The 17,792-nt window shown below is 46.6% G+C and carries 14 protein-coding genes; all 14 read right to left on the reverse strand.

What is annotated here, in order from left to right; all coding sequences use genetic code 11:
• Window positions 1-60: 60 nt before the first annotated feature.
• The 14 genes from H9Q13_RS11585 to H9Q13_RS11650 all read right to left on the reverse strand — a co-directional run bounded on the left by H9Q13_RS11585 (window position 61) and on the right by H9Q13_RS11650 (window position 17,738).
• Entirely contained in the window at window positions 61-3,543 is a 3,483-nt protein-coding gene (locus H9Q13_RS11585) for a hypothetical protein (protein ID WP_191183971.1), read from the reverse strand.
• A complete protein-coding gene (locus H9Q13_RS11590; protein WP_191183972.1) occupies window positions 3,540-7,178 on the reverse strand; it encodes a sensor histidine kinase in 3,639 nt (1,212 codons plus the stop codon). The genes H9Q13_RS11585 and H9Q13_RS11590 overlap by 4 nt, the downstream gene beginning before the upstream one ends.
• 461 nt (window positions 7,179-7,639) lie before the next feature.
• Window positions 7,640-7,909 carry a hypothetical protein gene (locus tag H9Q13_RS11595; protein ID WP_191183973.1) on the reverse strand — a complete coding sequence of 90 codons (270 nt, stop codon included), beginning with the start codon at window positions 7,907-7,909 and terminating at the stop codon, window positions 7,640-7,642.
• 33 nt (window positions 7,910-7,942) lie between these two features.
• A complete protein-coding gene (locus H9Q13_RS11600) occupies window positions 7,943-8,497 on the reverse strand; it encodes a DUF420 domain-containing protein (RefSeq protein WP_191183974.1) in 555 nt (184 codons plus the stop codon).
• On the reverse strand, window positions 8,475-9,143 hold the full coding sequence (locus H9Q13_RS11605; protein ID WP_191183975.1) for an SCO family protein: 669 nt from the start codon (window positions 9,141-9,143) through the stop codon (window positions 8,475-8,477). The genes H9Q13_RS11600 and H9Q13_RS11605 overlap by 23 nt, the downstream gene beginning before the upstream one ends.
• 11 nt (window positions 9,144-9,154) lie before the next feature.
• A complete protein-coding gene (locus H9Q13_RS11610; protein WP_191183976.1) occupies window positions 9,155-9,502 on the reverse strand; it encodes a cytochrome C oxidase subunit IV family protein in 348 nt (115 codons plus the stop codon).
• A 75-nt stretch (window positions 9,503-9,577) separates the two neighbouring features.
• Window positions 9,578-10,324, reverse strand: a complete 747-nt coding sequence (locus H9Q13_RS11615) for a cytochrome c oxidase subunit 3 (protein ID WP_191183977.1) — start codon at window positions 10,322-10,324, stop codon at window positions 9,578-9,580.
• Window positions 10,325-10,349: 25 nt separating this feature from the next.
• Window positions 10,350-10,940 carry a cytochrome c oxidase subunit 3 gene (locus H9Q13_RS11620; protein ID WP_191183978.1) on the reverse strand — a complete coding sequence of 197 codons (591 nt, stop codon included), beginning with the start codon at window positions 10,938-10,940 and terminating at the stop codon, window positions 10,350-10,352.
• 3 nt (window positions 10,941-10,943) lie between these two features.
• On the reverse strand, window positions 10,944-11,840 hold the full coding sequence (gene cyoE / locus H9Q13_RS11625) for a heme o synthase (protein ID WP_191183979.1): 897 nt from the start codon (window positions 11,838-11,840) through the stop codon (window positions 10,944-10,946).
• Complete coding sequence (locus tag H9Q13_RS11630; protein ID WP_191183980.1) at window positions 11,840-12,916, reverse strand: COX15/CtaA family protein; 1,077 nt, start codon at window positions 12,914-12,916, stop codon at window positions 11,840-11,842. Before H9Q13_RS11630 ends, cyoE begins: the two co-directional genes overlap by 1 nt.
• 5 nt (window positions 12,917-12,921) lie before the next feature.
• Entirely contained in the window at window positions 12,922-14,748 is a 1,827-nt protein-coding gene (locus tag H9Q13_RS11635) for a cytochrome c oxidase subunit I (RefSeq protein ID WP_191183981.1), read from the reverse strand.
• A gap of 18 nt (window positions 14,749-14,766) precedes the next feature.
• Entirely contained in the window at window positions 14,767-15,825 is a 1,059-nt protein-coding gene (locus H9Q13_RS11640) for a cytochrome c oxidase subunit II (protein ID WP_224744250.1), read from the reverse strand.
• A 24-nt stretch (window positions 15,826-15,849) separates the two neighbouring features.
• The gene (locus H9Q13_RS11645; protein WP_191183982.1) at window positions 15,850-17,136 is read right to left on the reverse strand and encodes a quinol:cytochrome C oxidoreductase; all 1,287 of its coding nucleotides are present in this window, start codon (window positions 17,134-17,136) and stop codon (window positions 15,850-15,852) included.
• A gap of 26 nt (window positions 17,137-17,162) precedes the next feature.
• Entirely contained in the window at window positions 17,163-17,738 is a 576-nt protein-coding gene (locus H9Q13_RS11650) for a c-type cytochrome (protein WP_224744251.1), read from the reverse strand.
• Between the last annotated feature and the right edge of the window lie 54 nt (window positions 17,739-17,792).

Here is a 17,792-nt window from a genome sequence, read left to right on the forward strand (position 1 = left end):
CAATATACAACTTTACCAATATTCCAGTTAGCACTTAGAAAAAGAAAGCTAAACCACCGTCTAAAACAAAACCGATACCTGCGTTCTGCCAGTATGCACTGCTCCTACACTATTCGCCTTGCGGCCATCATAGTTCAGCGAAATGTTGAGGCCGTTGCTCAGGCGCTGCTGCACATTAAAGGACCAGGTGAGGTTATTGCCGGGGCGGAGGGCATTGAGGATTTCGTAACCGACATAGGAATTCATATCGCCGTCGTAACCAATGTTCACCCAGCGGATAAGCCCGGACACGGTGCGCTTGCTCACCTGGCTTAGCTTTGTCTCCAACCCCAATTCGTGGAAGGTGGCTTGCTGCTCGGAGTCAGCGGGTGATAGCTTGTCTTCGCGCAGCGCTAGTTGATAAGTGCCCGTAAAGCGCAACTTGGCGTTTGGTTGGTAGGCCAGTTCCGGTGTCAGCTCCTGCGACACAATGCTGAAATTTTTGGAGCTCAGGAAATTAGAGCGGTTATCGCGCACATTCTGGGCAAGGCTTATCTTGGAACTCAGCACCTCATTCAGGTTTAGGCGGGCAATCAATTGGTGATTGCCCACACTGCGGGTCTCTGTGCCGTTCGCCAAAAGCGACTTCTGCTGGTTTTGCTGTACGGTATACTCCAACCCATATTTCGGATTGCTCCGATTAAAGTAAAGCGTATTGCGAAGCGACTTTATCAACGAGATCAGAAACTCATCTTCAAAGTCCTCACTGAACGGGTTAAAACGGTTCATCACCTCATCATCAGTCGTTTTCTTGTCGATGCTCACAAATGTCAGGGCGGAGAATTTTGCCACAAAACCTTTGAAACCCTCGGCGCTGCGCCAGCTGCGGGGCACATTACTGTTTAGGCGATAAGTAAAGCGGTTTGTATAGGCGTTAATGTATTCATCTGTAGGCAGGAAAACTTTGATGTAGCGCCGCTGGTCGACGGTCTGCGCTTCCAAGTAGTCGTTCAGATCATTTGGGTTGCCCCCATCGCGGAGGTAGTGCGTGCCTTGCCCCGGCAGCGTTTCCCTGAAAATAAAGATGCGTTTCAGTTCGCGCCCTGTGCCCACAGCATAGCTCATCTCGGAGCGGAAGCTACCATCCAGAAAAGACGTGTTCCAGTCCACACGCGACTGCACGGTTTCTTCGTCCAGTCCCTGCGTCAGCTTGAGTTTGCGATACGTCCCTTGCAGGGCAATGTCGCTGTCGCGGCCATAGCGGCGCTGGAGCATGGCGTTGTAGGTCTGCCCTACTTCGGGGGCGCCCAACCCTCCTGCTGCTGTCGGGCGAAGGTCGGTGCGGTAGCTATAATCCACTCTAAACCGCGTGCTAGCCGTATCGCGGCTCTCCACAAACACAAGGTGCTCATCGAAGTACATGGCCGAACCTGTCACGGAATCGGTACCCAGGGCTTTCAGTTTGTTTTTGTCGAAACGGTACACATAGCCTGGCTCCACTTTACCCAGTTTATATTTGGCGCCTACGTCGCCCCTATACCATTCCGATTCCCGGTTAGCCTGGTCGCTTTGGAGCATAAAAAAACTGTTGCGCAGCTCTAATTTCCCCACCTGTCTATGGGCATCGAGGTAATGCTGTACCCCATCCACCTGTTGCTCGCGATAACGACGACTGATGCGGTAGTTCACCAAATTCTGCAGGTCACGCACGGCACCCACTGAGAAATTGAAAATATGGTCTTCGGCTTTGCGCTCCAGGTTATCCAGACTCCAGTCACGGTCGAACTCTATGGGCCGATAACGGTCAATTGGCTCAAAGTTGACATCCGTATACTCATAGTTAAGCGTGCTGTTGAGCCTGTACTTGCCCAAAAAGGCGAGTTGTCGGTCCTGCAATGCGTAGCCAACCCGCATGGCCGCTCCGTTATCGTCTTGCGCGTCGAGTTTAGAAAAGCGGTTGAGATCGTTCTGGGATGCGGCACCTTCCACGAAGAAGTTGACTCCTTTCTGCAATTCATAGTTACCACCCAGCGTCATCAGCTGCTTTTTTCGAGGCGTAGGCAAGATACGCACAGGGGCATAATTGCCTTGCGGCACGCCATTAAGCGGCGCTACCCAGCGGTATACCCTGCCATTCGCGGCATTGTTGGCTGTCACATAATTGCCCCGGTTCATACCCACTTCCGAGAAGCGCACACTGTAAAGGGCCGAATCCGGATTACTCGAGAACACATAAATACTTTCAGGTATGCCGTTCACCAGCGTGTCGCGCAGGGCGTATAGCACTTGTGCCGGATCAAAGGGCACCTGCACGGCACCCGAAGTAACCGCCCTGTTCAGGCTGTCGCCTATACCTGCCAGCAGTTGTTTTTCTTCGTTCCGCAGGTCGAGGTGCAGGAGGTTATTCGGGTTATCGGACTCGTTGTAGTAGTTGGCGTATACCTGTACTTTTCCTAATTGCTGGTAGTGGCTGGCGTGGTAAATGCTTCGGCTGTAGTTCAGGTCGGAGTACTCAAAATCAACTTTGATACGGGAGTTCTTGGTGATGACGTGCCGGGTCGTGAAAGTGATCTCTGCCTGGTTATAGTCGATCACATAGTCGAAGTCGAAACCCCGGACAAGCAGGCGACCGTCCAGGAACACCCGTTCAGAATTAGCCAGCACAATGATAAACCGTTCGTTGTTCGGTCCTCTCAGGCGGTATGGTCCCTGTACCCCTTCCAACGCCTGCACGTTTTGTGAGGCAAATTTCCCTTTTGAGACCGATGCGGCCACCGTGGTTGTGCCCAACCGCTCCGGCGATTTGTCAAAGGTCGTTTCAAATGCCCCGCCTTGCACGTTTTTGTAAAACTGCATGAAGTACGAGGGTTTGTTTCGCAGCACCACATCGCCGGCCGACAGCTGCCACTGTCTGTGTTTGAGCGTGATGTATACCCGGTCAAACTCGTTCAGCTGCTGGGTGTTTCCCTCTGGTTGGAAAGGTATATTCTGGTCGGTGATAGCAGCCGTGATGCTGATATCATCGGTTAGTTTGCCATCCAGCTGCAGGTTCAGGGCCGAGTTTACGAAGACGTTCTGGGTGTTGCCGAAGGAAATCCCCCTTGATATGCTGCCAGTCTTATTCAGTCCGGGGGTCTTGAAGATCTCCTCTCGCTGCGCGAAGTCCTCTTTGTAAAAATCCTTTTGGAAAGAACTCATCTCCAGCTTCCCAATATCGCGGCGGAAAGCAGGTTTGGCGAGGCTCAGCGGCAGCACCCGGTAGCAAATCATCACCGAATCCGGTATAGGAGCCAGCGTGCCCAGGGTATCCAAAAACAGGAAGGTCGGCTTCGGAAACTCCGTCAACCGAAACTCATGGCTGTAGTAATTGTAGTCGAATTTAAATTGATCTTTGCGTGGCCCTACAAAAGTGACCGAATTCACATCAATGGTCAGAGTGTCGAGCTGGATAGGGTATTCGTTCACCGGTATCCAACGGCAATAGCGGTTACTGACGGGGGTCTGCGCCAGTGCAGACAGGTTCAGAAGCAGCAAAGCAATCCCGATGATCAGCCCTTTGCTCATGGTTTGGCCAGCGGTAAAGAAATATAAAACGTCGTCCCCTCTCCCTCTTCTGTCACAAACCAAATGCGACCACCTGCGTTTTCAATTCCTTTTTTGGCCACGGCCAAGCCTATACCTGAGCCGGTATACTTTGTACTGAAATTAGGTATAAACACCTTCTGCTGAATATCTACAGGTATACCGCTGCCATTGTCCGTGATCGAGATGAGTGCCAAATCATCCTCTTCCACCTTTAGCACCACGTTTATCTCGGGCATTCGATTAGCTGGCACGGCCTGTATGGCATTCAGCAGCAAGTTATTGAAGGTACGCACCATCAGCGCTTCATCAGCTATTACCATAACCGGAGCTTCAGGTATGCGTACGGTCACAGCCACCGAAGCCGGGTTGTTATGCAGGTCGGCGGCTTTGCGTAAGGCCAGTCCCAGATCCATTAGCTCTGTCTTTGGCTCCGGCATGGAGGTAAAGTTGGAGAAGGAGGTGGCAATATCACTCAGGATGTTGATTTGGGTGATTAGCGTGTGCGATATCTTATTGATCATTACCTCCGTGTTGGGGTTCTTCTCCGCGATGGCTTTCTGCAGGTACTGCAACGACAGCTTCATGGGGGTAAGCGGATTCTTGATCTCATGGGCTACCTGACGCGCCATTTCCCGCCAGGCGGCTTCCTTCTCGCGCATGGCCAACTCCTGTTTATTCTGCTCCAGTGTCAGGAGCATGCGGTTGTACTCATTTACGAGCATACCGATCTCATCTGTTCCTTCGTAGGCCAGCATCTCGTTTTTGCCTGTCAGGGAGGTATGCTTCAGTTTGTCGGCCAGCATACGCAGAGGCACTGTCAGCGCCCTGGAGGCAAAGAAGGTCAGGATGATGAACATGATGAACATCACGGTGAAGATGTTCATGGTCGTCGTGATCAGTTCGATCAGTTTCATGTCGAGTTGCCGCTCCGAGTCGAAGAAAGGGATGCCAATAAAACCCAGCAGTTGCTCCGGATCGTTGTACTGTCGCAGCGGAAGGTATAGCGCATTGAAACTCAGGTTACCGGCCTGTTCATCCAAAAGCACCCGCAACGCCTGCCGCTCCGAAATGGCCGCAAAAGCATTGGGGTTGACCAGTTTAGACAGCAAACCGGTTTCGAATATAAGCGGCTGGCTGGTCACCAACAGGCGTCCGTTGCGGTCATACAAACTGATGTCAGCCTCTGAAAGTGCGGCAATGGAGGTAACGCGGCGCAACAAACGGCCTTTGTCGCGCAGCAGATCGGAAGTGGCTAGTTCACTAAGGTTATCCTGTATGGTCTCCCCTTTCTTTTCGTAAGAAGACATCAGGTCTTTCTTATATGAGGCAGTCACAAGGCCAGCCGTGGCGATGCTCACCAGCATCAGCGGTAGCAGTATACCGAAGTTCAGGAAAAGCTGGATCTTGGTACTGAAATTTGGTTTGAACTCGCGCAAACGCTCATGCTGCAACAAAATGTAAACCAGCACCAGCACGATCAAGCCCACCGTGAAAAACAGGAACAGGAAAGAAAAATTGGAAAGTACCTCTCTTATACCATACTTGCTTGTTGTGATAATTACCACTGGACCAGCCTCTGTCTGCACCCCCACATGGTGGTAGCCATTCTCGGTTGTGCCTTGCGCAAACAGCTCCTTTCGCTTTAAATGATTGCGGCTGAAATTGGTGGCGTAATCAAAATCACCTTCGCTGTACGTCAACCTTTCCTTGTTGTAAATCGCATAACTCAGAATGTCAGCCCTAAAAGGTTGCTGGTACCGCTGCCCCGACAGCAACTCGGGCACCACACTGTTGGGCAGCAATTCTTTCAGACTGAGCTGTAGCACTATAGTGCCGTGCATTTTTGGCCCAAGAGGGACCTGTATCAGCTTTAAATAGAAACGGGTGTGCGGCCTGGCCGGGTCGTTGATCAGGTATAGGTCTTCGTATTCTGTTCGGTTCTGCTGTGTGGCATACTTCTGACGCAGTTCCTGCAGGGTAGCAGCCGTGGTGTCGGCACTTTCAAGGGCACGACCCTCACTGTCGAAGAGCAGGATATTCGTTTCGTACTTATCAAAGTAGTCACTCAAGAACTGTCGAGAGATTTTTCGCCGGATAAAAAAGGCATCTACATACGGGCCCTTCATCTTCGACTGGATCAGCATATCCTCTGAGACGCGCACAGCCACGTCTTCTTCGAGCAGGTACTCGGCCAGCACATCGTTGCTCTGCATCAGGTCAAAGGCAAATTTCTGCTTATAGGCCAGCAACTCCCCTTGAAAGTGTGTATACAGCGAGGCAGCTCCTGTGATAGCACTCACCGCCATGATAAGGAAAAAGAACAGGTAGGTGCGGTAAGGGAGACTGATGGCATGCCGGTGTTGCGCCGCCATAATGATAATCAGCCAGAACACAGCCCCGATCAGCACCACACTTACATATTGCGGAGCGAGGAAGGCTGCAAGCACCAGCATAATGCCGGTCAACAACCCCAGCACCTTATAAGGCCACCAGGTTTCCTCCCGCTTGAGCAATACCGTGACCACCGACGACAGCATGTATGTAAATATACCGAGCGCGATGGTGTGCACGAACATCAAGCCAAACATCACCAGTTTATACCTGCCAAGATCCAGAGACTGGTTTATATCCAGCGCCAACGGGGAGTTGTGGTAGATGCCGTAATAGAACCTGAACAGGATAGCCAACAGGATAAAAAAAGCTGACATAGTGCCCGCCTGCAACAATCGGCTCTGCCCAGGCGGAAGCGACCTTAGCTTTGTCAGCACACCCTTCTTATGGAAAAGGTTAAAAACCGCCCAGGCCACCGCCAACAACAACAGGACGTTAAGCCCCAAGTCTCCAACTGAAGGCGACCAAAAAGATGCGGCGTACAATCTCGGATCGAAGAGTTCTGTTTCGGCTATTTCGAAAGGTAAGTTGAGTAGCAGTAGTGCCAGCCTAAAGGCACTCAATAAAGCCAGCAATAAAACGACACCCCGCCCATACTTACCTTTTCGCCCAAAAAGGCTGCTCAGCTGTATACTGAATAAGACAAAGAAAACCGTCCCCAATGCCAGCAGAATCAACTGCAGGTCATCAAACCCAGAGTTAAGCCGATTGCCTCCATAATCCACGGCAAATAAAAACTGACCGTCTGGCGTCAGTACCTGGCGTAGCTTGCCCGGGCGCTCCAACACGAGCCTGACAGAGGCATTCCCGAAAATGTTTTTTTGCAAGCCGGATGAAAGGTAGTTATTGTCGATTCCATAATCGACTTGCAGCGGTATGTAGGTATAAATATGGAAATCTTGCACCTGATGGGGCAGGACGATAAACGTACCATAGTTATTGCGGATCGTGGTCGTGGTCGTGACCGTAGGGGGAATATCAAGATCCGGGATAACCGTATGGTCGGACCAGAATACCAACTTACCTTGCCGGTATATGAAGGTGGGATAATTTGTCTGGCTTAACAAGGAGGAAAAGTCCACATGGCCGGCAGCCAGCTGGTCACCCAAGTTCGACGCTTCCTGATGCGCATCGGATATTGTTTGGTGTACTTGCTGTGCTATACCTAGCTGTATGCGCTCATTTTGATTTTCGAGCCAAGAGGGAGGGACATTGAAATGCAAAAAAGCTGTCGCTATGAAGCACAGCGCAGCAGCAGCAAATAAAAGTATTGGCGTAACCTTCCGATTCAAAACAGCATGGATTATCCACGAATTTAAACAAATCGCGGGATAAGAACATGTTTAAAGCTTATCTATTAAACAGTATGGGTACCAATCTATAGAATGAAGCTCCATATAAGATGTTTTGCTAAACGCCATGGGTTAAATTGGCTTTATCCCATTCGTTAGTCTATTCCCAGGAAATGCTTCATTATTGATAAAAGGGTCTAACAGCTCTGAAACTATAAGAGTTCAGGAATTGACTTCGCCCCAGGAGAAAGAGGAATCAAATTTCACTCCAGAAAAGAAATGGAATTTAGGGATACGAGATAAGTGTAACTAGACAATCCAAAGGTAATTACACCTCGACCAAATGGAGAGGCCATCACCCCAGTAAATCCGATGCAAGATAGGTTAAGAGCTTAGGCAGCTTTGGTATTTTTTTTACGGCTGCTTCTGTACCAGAGAAATCCTACCGTACCTACCAAGATGTAAGGAATCAGCATGAGGTATAGAATGCCCGTATTTAAGCCAGCACCAACTTGCGACTCTGGCTCCTTGCTACCCGTACCCACATTAGACTCCACAGTGGCGCGGCACATGGCGCATTGGCTATAAGCATCGGAAACAACCAAACTAAGGGTCAAGGCCATCAGCACTGAAAAAAATACTCTATATAATTGTCGCTTCATGGCTTGATAACAACCAAAAGGTGAAGTAGGTTCTTAGGTATAATACGGTGAGATCAATAGATAGACCAACACCCCAGTTACGGCTACATACAACCAGATCGGGAAGGTCCAACGGGAAATACGACGGTGTCGCGCAAACTGCTCTGTAATGGCAAAGTAAACCGAAAGCAATACCAATGGCACGATCACCACTGCCAGTACTATGTGCGTCAGCAGCACAAAGTAGTAGAACGTTTTGAGTAGACCATCGCCACCATAAATAGTCCTTTCACCAAAAAAGTGATAGGTCACATAAGATACCAGAAAGATAGCGGACAAACCAAAGGCAGTCACCATGGCGGCTCTATGCCATTTGATGTTGCCGCGCTTGATATGATAATATCCTACTACCAAAGCAATCGCCGTCAATGAATTCAGGATAGCGTGCAAAGTGGGCAAAAAGGATACATCCACGCTTTGAGAACCTTCTTTGGGCATAAAAAAAAGAATGGCCACTACGACTGGGATTGCTAATGAAAGAATAGCAATCAGTATCAGGTATTTTTTGTCGCTGCTGGTGGCAGGACTATTTTGATTTACTGTATTCATCTAAAAGAACTCTAATCTCTAAAATAAGCCGGTCAACATCAGCCACGTCCGTGCCATCATAAATGCCTCGCACATACCTGTTTTTATCTACCAGCATAAACTTCTCACTATGGATAAAATCCTGCTGGCCCTCCACCTGCATGACAGGAAGGTAGAATCCTTTTTGTGCCAGCGAATAAATTTGTTCCCGGTCGCCTGTCAGAAAATGCCATTTGGCTGGATCTGCTCCGTAGCGCTCCCCATATTCTTTCAATACCGCTTGTGTATCATATTCAGGGTTGACGGTAAATGACACAAGTTTAACTTGTAACTCGTCCTGAAATGCCTCTTGTACCCGAACCAATTGAGATGACATGTCCTTGCAAATATCCGGGCAGGTAGCGAAAAAGAAGTCTGCTACATAGATGTGTCCATCTAATTGCTTTTGGGATATCGTCTGGCCTGTTTGGGAAGTGAAACTGAACTCTGGTATTCTGTTGAAAACAGTATCACCTTGAGCATCCGTCACAACCTCACCTACATTGTCAACCTGGGGGAAATAGGTTCTCAGCGTGAAATGATGTTCACCGAAACTTCCGATGAATATAAAAATAAGAATAGGCACTAATAGTAGGATTCCTAATATTAGTGCCTTTGCATTACTCATAGTAAGTATACTTAGTTGAAGTAGTTTCTTATGGAATCGAAGTAATAGCTCCCTTCAGAAATAAGGGCAACCATCAACCAGATTACCAAAGCCATCGGGATCAGAATTGACCAGATAAGCGCTTTAGACTCATGCTTCAAGTGCATGAACTCAGCTACAATGTAGAACGCCTTGAAGATAGTCAGGATGATGAAGATCGAGTTACGAAGCGTACCTGCATCCATCGTGAAAGCGAACAAGAATTCAACCGCAGTCAGGCCTACCAGGATAAAGAAAGTTTTCCAGATAACCTTTGTCTGTGCTTTAGGTATTTCACCTGTCTGGTGAAAATCGTTGGAGTGATCCGAATGAGCTGCCATAATGTGCTTTATGTTTTAGAGGCAGCCCCCGCTTTTAACGGGCGCTGCAACCGTTTTAGTTTATACCGAATGAAATTAGATCAGATAGAAGAACGTAAACACGAATACCCAAACAAGGTCTACAAAGTGCCAGTAAAGGCCTACTTTCTCCACCATTTCATAGTGACCGCGCTTGTGATATACTCCGTTTACTGTATTGATGAAAATCATGAGAAGCAATACCACACCGGAGAATACGTGCGTTCCGTGAAATCCAGTGATAAAGAAGAACAGGTCAGCGAACAATGGCGGACCGTACTGGTTCATCGTCAGGTTTGCACCGAATATACGTGTGCCATCAGCCAGCAGCATACCTTCGTCAGTACCAGTTATAAAGTGAGCCCACTCCCATGCCTGACAACCTAAGAATATACTACCGAACAGGATTGTCCACAGCAACCATTTCTGAACATCATTTTTATCCATACGATGCCCCGCTTCTACTGCCAATACCATAGTTACAGAGCTCAGAATGAGGATCATCGTCATTAAGGCTACGAAAGCCAAAGGAAGATCCACCCCATGGAAACCAGGGAATGCATTGAACACCTTCTCAGGTATAGGCCACCATTCTGTAGAGAATGTAAAATCTTCTGGCGTTCCTGTGTATGGTGCGTTACTGTGGCGTGACAGACCGTAAACGATCAGAAGCGCACCAAAAGTAAATGCGTCAGAAAGCAGGAAAAACCACATCATGAGTTTCCCGTAGCTCGCTTTTAGAGGCTCGTTACCACCATCCCATGTACCTGTTTTAGGTGCTTCCAGCGTAGTTGAAGTAGACATAGTTTATGTATTGAAAAAAACGTGTTTAGTGATTTAATCTCAAAAATATATACAAATATAGCCAAAGCCCTCCTAAAAAGTGCCAGTAAATCGTGCATAGCTGAATGCGCAACATACTCTTTGAATGCACTTTATAACGAATACTGGCCGTAATTACAAAAGCAAGGTATAACAACCCTGTAATTATATGGAATGCATGCACTCCAGTTAATACATACATAAATGAACCGGAAGGGTTGCTGGTCTCACCACCGAAGAAAACATTGTTCGATACCAGTTCAGACCACCCGTTCCACTGCCCAATCAAGAAAGTTATACCTAAACCAAAGGTAAGGTACAGCAACAAACGCATCCTTGAAATATTATCAGAGGCTGCAGCATTGTGCGCCATTTGCATGGTAACACTGCTTAGCGCAATGATCACCGTGTTGATGAGCAAGATGTTTGGTAAATCGAATTCCAGCCAGTTGCCTTCTGCCCGGCGCACCAAGTAGGCGCTCGTAAAGGCTGCAAACATCATAATAATACTAATAATAATCAACCACAGCGTAAACTTTAATGGGTGTACTCCCGCTGTGTTATTCTCCTCTCCAAGTGATTTAGCCACCATATCCATCTACTAAATTTTATCTAAAACGAAAGCTATCTGCACAATAGGCAGATACAGAAATGACCCAAACATGATATTCATAGCAGCCTTATTGGTGCAGGTGCGCATGAGATGAAAAGTTTGAGCCAGAAAAAGCACACCGCAAATAACCGCAATCAGTGCCGAAGTGGTACCTGTCATACCAAATTGCAAGGGCAAAAGGCTTAGCGGTATCAGCACCAAGGTATAGATCATAATTTGGACGGCCGTTTTCAGGTTTTTGCCACCTTCCATGGGTAACATCTTGAAACCAGCTTTCTTATAATCATCATCCAATACCCAAGCAATTGCCCAGAAATGAGGGAATTGCCAGATGAACTGTATCCCAAACAGGATCCAGGCCTCTACACTTAAAGTACCTGTAGCAGCCACCCAACCGATAAGCGGAGGCAATGCACCAGGTATAGCTCCCACAAAAACATTGATTGGGCTTATTCTCTTAAGCGGGGTATAAACAAAACCGTAAAGTACAAGCGATAAGAGCGCAATTGCCGCTGTGAGCGTATTAAAGAGATTCGCCAGTATCAGCAAGCCTCCTATACCTAGGATAACGCCATAAACGGAAGCCTCTAAAACACTCAGCTGATTGGTTGGCAAGGGTCTGTTAGCTGTCCGCTTCATTAATTTATCCAGGTCTTTTTCTAAGATCTGGTTAACAATATTTGCAGCGCCGGTTACCATTAAACCTCCCAGCATGACCAATGCAATCTGTACCCAACTTCCCCCTGGGTGACCTAAAATAAAACCAATAGCACTCGAGAAAGCTACAGTAAAACTTAATCTGAACTTGAGAAGTTTGAAATATGCTGAAGCCTTTTGTGCCATGAAAGCTAAGGACAGTACCGATTCAGATCTATTGGAAATCATTAGTTAAGAACCACCACTGGTTTTTCAATCGCTTTTCTAGAAGCGTAATAGTAAACAATCATTATCAGAAACTGCATGCCAAATAACAAAGTAGCAAATGTTAAGTGCAGAGGTTGCAAGATGGCAGGTATAGCAAAATATGCCATGATCACACCAAATACAATCTCAATTGCTACCAGAAAAAGCATCCAGTTAGTTAATACTCTCAGCTGACGATCTTTTAGCTTGTAAATCACATAAGCCATGTAAAGATGAATCGCCAGTAACAGGATAGAAAAAGAACGATGGATGTAAAAACTCATCCCAAGCTGATCAACCCACAGCTCTCTACTTGCGCCGTTCATGTCGAAAGCCACTATGTCAATTTCTTCGCGCACTTGCGTGCCAATTAGAATCTGTACAAAAGTAGCCAGCATCACTAGCCAGATCACAAAAAACAGTTTTCTGGAAAACTGTAAACGAATCGGTATCGAAATTGACTTTGCTCTAACGACTGCGTACTGTAATAGCGCTACCAGAACCAGCGCCAGCGCCATGTGTACCGTTATGGTAACAGGCAACAGGTTAGTTGACACAACAATTGAACCTAGCCAGCCCTGAAAACCTACCAGTATAAAACTGACCAGAGATAGATAAAAAACAGCTTTATCCGTTTTTAAATATGGAACTGCATACACAACAGTCAGGAAGATCAAAAGACCAATGATTACCCCTACCAGTCTATTTAAATACTCAATCCAAGTCTTCGTAACGTTAAACTCCGTTTCGATGTATTGGCTCGGATGATCAAACAACTGCTTCGATACTTGATCGAAGCCCAACCTATCCAGGTACCCGGCTAGTTTCTTGTTCTTCTCTATGCGTTTCTCTTTATATACCTCCAGATAATCATCTGGCAACTGTTTAACATCAGTTGGAGGAACCCAACTGCCAAAACACTTAGGCCAGTCAGGACAACCCATCCCAGACCCGGTGCTTCGCACGATTCCTCCAACTAATATCAGGAAGTACACAGCAATGACTGTAAGTACTCCAATATTTATAAACCTTTTATGCTGAAAAGATTTAATAGCCATTTATGTTATTCTAAATCTCTCTCGTGCGGCAGATTTGAAGACTGCGTCTGAGAGAATGGTACGTGCTGAGGAATGTAATCCTCTACCGCGCCTGGTTTGCTGTAATCATAAGGCCATCTGTATACTGTAGGGATTTCTCCTGGCCAGTTACCGTGACCTGGGTTAACAGGCGTAGTCCACTCCAATGTGTTAGAATGCCACGGGTTAGCTGTAGCACGACGACCTTTGAAAATGCTGTACACAAAATTGAACAGGAAGATAATCTGAGCAGTAAAGCCAAGAATGGCAGCGATACTGATGAAACTGTTCATATCTGCAAACATATTGAAGGCGTTAAATCCAGTCCAAGAGTAATATCTTCTTGGGAAGCCTGCAATACCCAGGTAGTGCATTGGCATAAACACCAGGTAAGCAGATAGGAACGTAAACCAGAAGTGAACATATCCTAACTTCTCATCCATCATTCTACCGAACATCTTCGGGAACCAGTGGTAAATACCACAGAACATGCCGAAGAAGGCAGCAGCTCCCATTACAAGGTGGAAGTGAGCGATTACAAAGTACGTATCATGCAGCATGATGTCCAGTGAAGAGTTACCCAGGATAATACCTGTCAAACCACCAGAGATGAACAATGACACGAATGCGATGGCAAACATCATAGCAGCAGTGAAGCGGATATTACCTCTCCAAAGCGTAGCCAGCCAGTTGAATACTTTAACAGCTGATGGTACCGCAATAATCAATGTAAGGAACATGAATACGGAACCAAGGAAAGGGTTCATACCTGTTACGAACATATGATGCGCCCATACTACGAAGGATAGTAAGGAAATACCCAGCAAGGAACCGATCATGGCTCTGTAACCAAAGATTGGCTTACGGGAGTTAGTAGCAATTACCTCCGATACGATACCAAAAGTAGGCAGGATCACGATGTAAACTTCCGGGTGACCAAGGAACCAGAACAAGTGCTGGAACAGAATGGCGCTACCACCTGTATTAGAAAGAGCCTCTCCGGCAATATAAATATCTGAAAGATAGAAGCTAGTACCGAAGCTACGGTCAAATATCAGAAGCAAAGCAGCTGAGAAAAGAACCGGGAATGAAAGAAGACCCAGAATAGCTGTCAGGAAGAAAGCCCAAATGGTAAGCGGAAGCTTGGTCATGGACATGCCCTTCGTTCTCAGGTTGATTACGGTTGTGATATAATTCACACCACCCAATAACTGAGATACAATAAACAAGGCCATACTTACTAACCAAAGCGTCATACCTGTACCTGAGCCAGAAATAGCCTGTGGAAGTGCACTTAGTGGAGGATATACTGTCCAGCCACCGCCTGCAGGACCTGTAGACAGGAACAGAGAAATGAACATCACTACGCTGGCCATAAAGAAAATCCAGAAAGACAGCATGTTCATGAATCCGGATGCCATATCACGGGCACCGATTTGCAGCGGAATAAGGAAGTTACTGAAGGTACCGCTCAAACCTGCTGTCAACACGAAGAATACCATGATGGTACCGTGCATTGTTACCAAAGCAAGGTAGAACTCCGGATCCAGTTTACCATTTACGATCCATCCGCCCAAGATTGGCTCAAGGAAAGTAAAGGTAGCTTCTGGCCAGCCTAGTTGTAAACGGAAAATAACAGAGAGGAATCCACCTACAAAACCCCAGAAAATACCTGCAAACAAAAACTGCTTTGCAATTACTTTGTGGTCCTGGCTAAAGATGTACTTCTCGAAAAAGTTCTGATCGTGATGATGATCATGCTCCTCGTGAGCGTGATGTACATCTTTATTGATTGAGATATCTGTACTCGACATTGTTGATTTGATTTAATGCTACAACTCTGTTTTTACTTCTTCTGCACTCTTCTCAAGCACCACCTGATTTTTTGAATCAGTAGCGAATTTAGTAAGAAGCTGTGGGTTCTGCTCAATGAAAGGTGACTGTGCAGCCATCCATTCCTCGTATTCCTCCGGCTCATCAACTACCAGAATATATCTCATAGCAAAGTGACCACGACCGCATATTTCAGTACAGGCAAGTTCATAGTTAAATTCTGGGTTACCAGTCTCTGAACGCATCTCTGCTGTAGTCTTGCTAGGAACGAACCAAAACTTGGTTGGCATACCAGGCACAGCATCCATTTTAAGACGGAAGTGAGGAAGGAACACGCTATGAATCACATCTCTTGATCTGATTTTCAGGAGCACTGGCTTTCCCTTAGGAACGTGAATCTCACGTGGCATGAAATCATCCATTGAGTTTGGATCGCTGAAATTAACACCCATCTCGTTGGTAGCATCAATGTATTGCACATTGGCCTCACCCAATTTACCATCAGCACCTGGGTAACGAACTAACCAGCTAAACTGCTTGCCCATTACCTCTATTACTACAGAATCTTCCGGTGCAGCGCTGGTAATATTAGACCAGGTTTTCCAACCGGCAAACACCAACAAAGCCATTACTACAGCCGGAATCATGGTCCACACGATTTCCAGTTTGTTGTTGTGTGGGTAATAGTAAGCACGCTTGTCATCCTTGTGCTGATACTTGTAAGAGTAAAAGAATAGCAAGATCTGGGTGATTACAAACACGATGCCGATCACAACCATCGTAATCCAGAACAACTCATCAGTCCAGGCACCATGTACTGATGCAAGAGGCTGATTCATCTGGTCCCATGAGTCAGAGAAAGACCAGGCAAATACTACTCCACCTACAATCAGGAAGAGCAATAATAAAACACCGTTTACTTTGTTACTTGTCTTGGTTGTTCCAGCAGCACGTTGTGACGAACCTCTGAAAATAGAGGCCAATGTGCCAATCCTGAACATAAGGAACAGGATGACTAATAACAGAACTATGGATAAACCTATGGCGAACGTAATCATTATTTAACGCTTTTAGTATGATCTCTAAACATGATGGTGAACACTCTCCTCCAGGAACGGGTGGTTTACTGGAACAAGAGACGCTTTAGCAAGGCCTTTTGTAAAAGTAATGAGGAATACACCCAGGAAGATCAATGTAGTACCAATCTCAATAAACCCTATACCTGCTCCGGTACGAAGCGTACCTGGCATCATCATAAGGTAGAAGTCCAGCCAGTGACCGGCAAGGATTGCAATACAAACGATTTTCAACATGATCATCTGACGTTTTGCATCTCTTGTCATAAGAACCAAGAAAGGGAATGCAAAGTTTACAATCAGGTTCGTAAAGAAGATCCACTTGTAGTGGCCTTCATTTCCGCTCAAACGCTCAATGAAGTATATGGATTCTTCCGGAATGTTTGCATACCAGATCAGCATGAACTGTGAGAACCACACATAAGTCCAGAAGATTGAGAAGGCAAATACGAACTTACCCAAATCGTGCAGGTGATTGGCATTAACCATTTTCAGGTAGCCATTCTGCTTCAGGATGATTACAGTTAATGTAGTGGCGGCCAAACCAGATACCCACCAGCTAGCGAATACATACCAGCCAAACATAGTGGAGAACCAGTGTGTGTCAATGGATAGTACCCAGTCCCAAGCTGATAGCGAAGATGTTACACCAAATACTACCAGGAACATAGCAGAAATTCTGATGCTCTTATGGTAATAAGATGTGCCTCCATGCAGATCTTCGTTGATTGAGTTTCTTCTCAACCAATTGAAGAATACAATCCAAAGCACGAAGTAAGCAATCATTCTGATCAGGAAGAACCAAAAGTTAAGGAATGGGGCCTTACCGGCAATAATTGGGTCGTACTGAGGGTTTGGCGTTACGCCGTCTTCCAAAAATTCATTGTAAAGATAGTCGTGTGTCCAATGGAATATATCGTGACCTCCCAATAAGAATACAACTAACATAACGGCACCACCAATTGGCAGGTAGTAACCTAATGCTTCCGGTATACGCTTAATCAATACAGACCATCCCGCGTAAGCTACATACTGCACAGCTACAAAGAACACGCCTACTAGCGCTATACCTGTAAAATAAACGTTATTCAACCAAAGGTTCACAAAGAGCCTTTTGGTCCAAGAAACTGCTTCGTGGCCTGCGGCGGCAGCTTCTCCATGCCCTTCGGCATGATCTCCGCCACCCATGGCAGCCACAATTATCCCAGCTATAAGCAATACAACACCTATAGCTATCATTAAGAAAAACTTATTGTTCGTTTTTCTGGAAATGATGAGTCTTTCTTCTGTCATTATCCTTTTGATATTATGCCTTAGACTTAGTTAGTAGGTGTAGTACCTGTTTGTGTTGTATCAGCTGCTTCCTCAGTAGCAGGGGCTGCTGCCTCGCCTTTCTGAAGTTGCTGCACGTACATCACGATTTTCCAACGCTCTGTTGGATTAACCTGCGAGCCGTGTGGCATCATGCGTCCTCTGCCATTGGTGATCACATGATAAATGTGTCCTTCAGAAAGTGACGCTACTCGGCCAGCAGAATAGGAAGGTACACCTTTAAACTTCTGCCCAACAAGTCCTTGTCCGTCGCCCTGGTCTCCATGGCATGGAGCACAGAAACGTGTGTAAAGCACTTGTCCTTCTGACAGGTTCAATTCACTTTTCTCCAGTGGATTCTTCAACTCCACGCCAGCTGTCTCTGCGTCGTCTTTGGTTAGATACAGGTTGTAACCCATCTTGCCACGAGCTACAGTACCTTCCGCTGGTTCACGCATGTTCAGACCGCCTGGGTTGAATTTATTCTGATCAAGTTGAGAATAAGGGTCAAGCGGAACTGAATGATACATATCAGGCGCATACTCCAGTCCTGGCTCCTTTTCATTGCTACATGCTACCAGCATGGCACCTGAAAACAATACCGCAGAGGCTTTAATACCTAGATTTAATAGACCTTT

This window comes from Pontibacter aquaedesilientis, from assembly GCF_014773225.1.
GTDB classification, from domain to species: domain Bacteria; phylum Bacteroidota; class Bacteroidia; order Cytophagales; family Hymenobacteraceae; genus Pontibacter; species Pontibacter aquaedesilientis.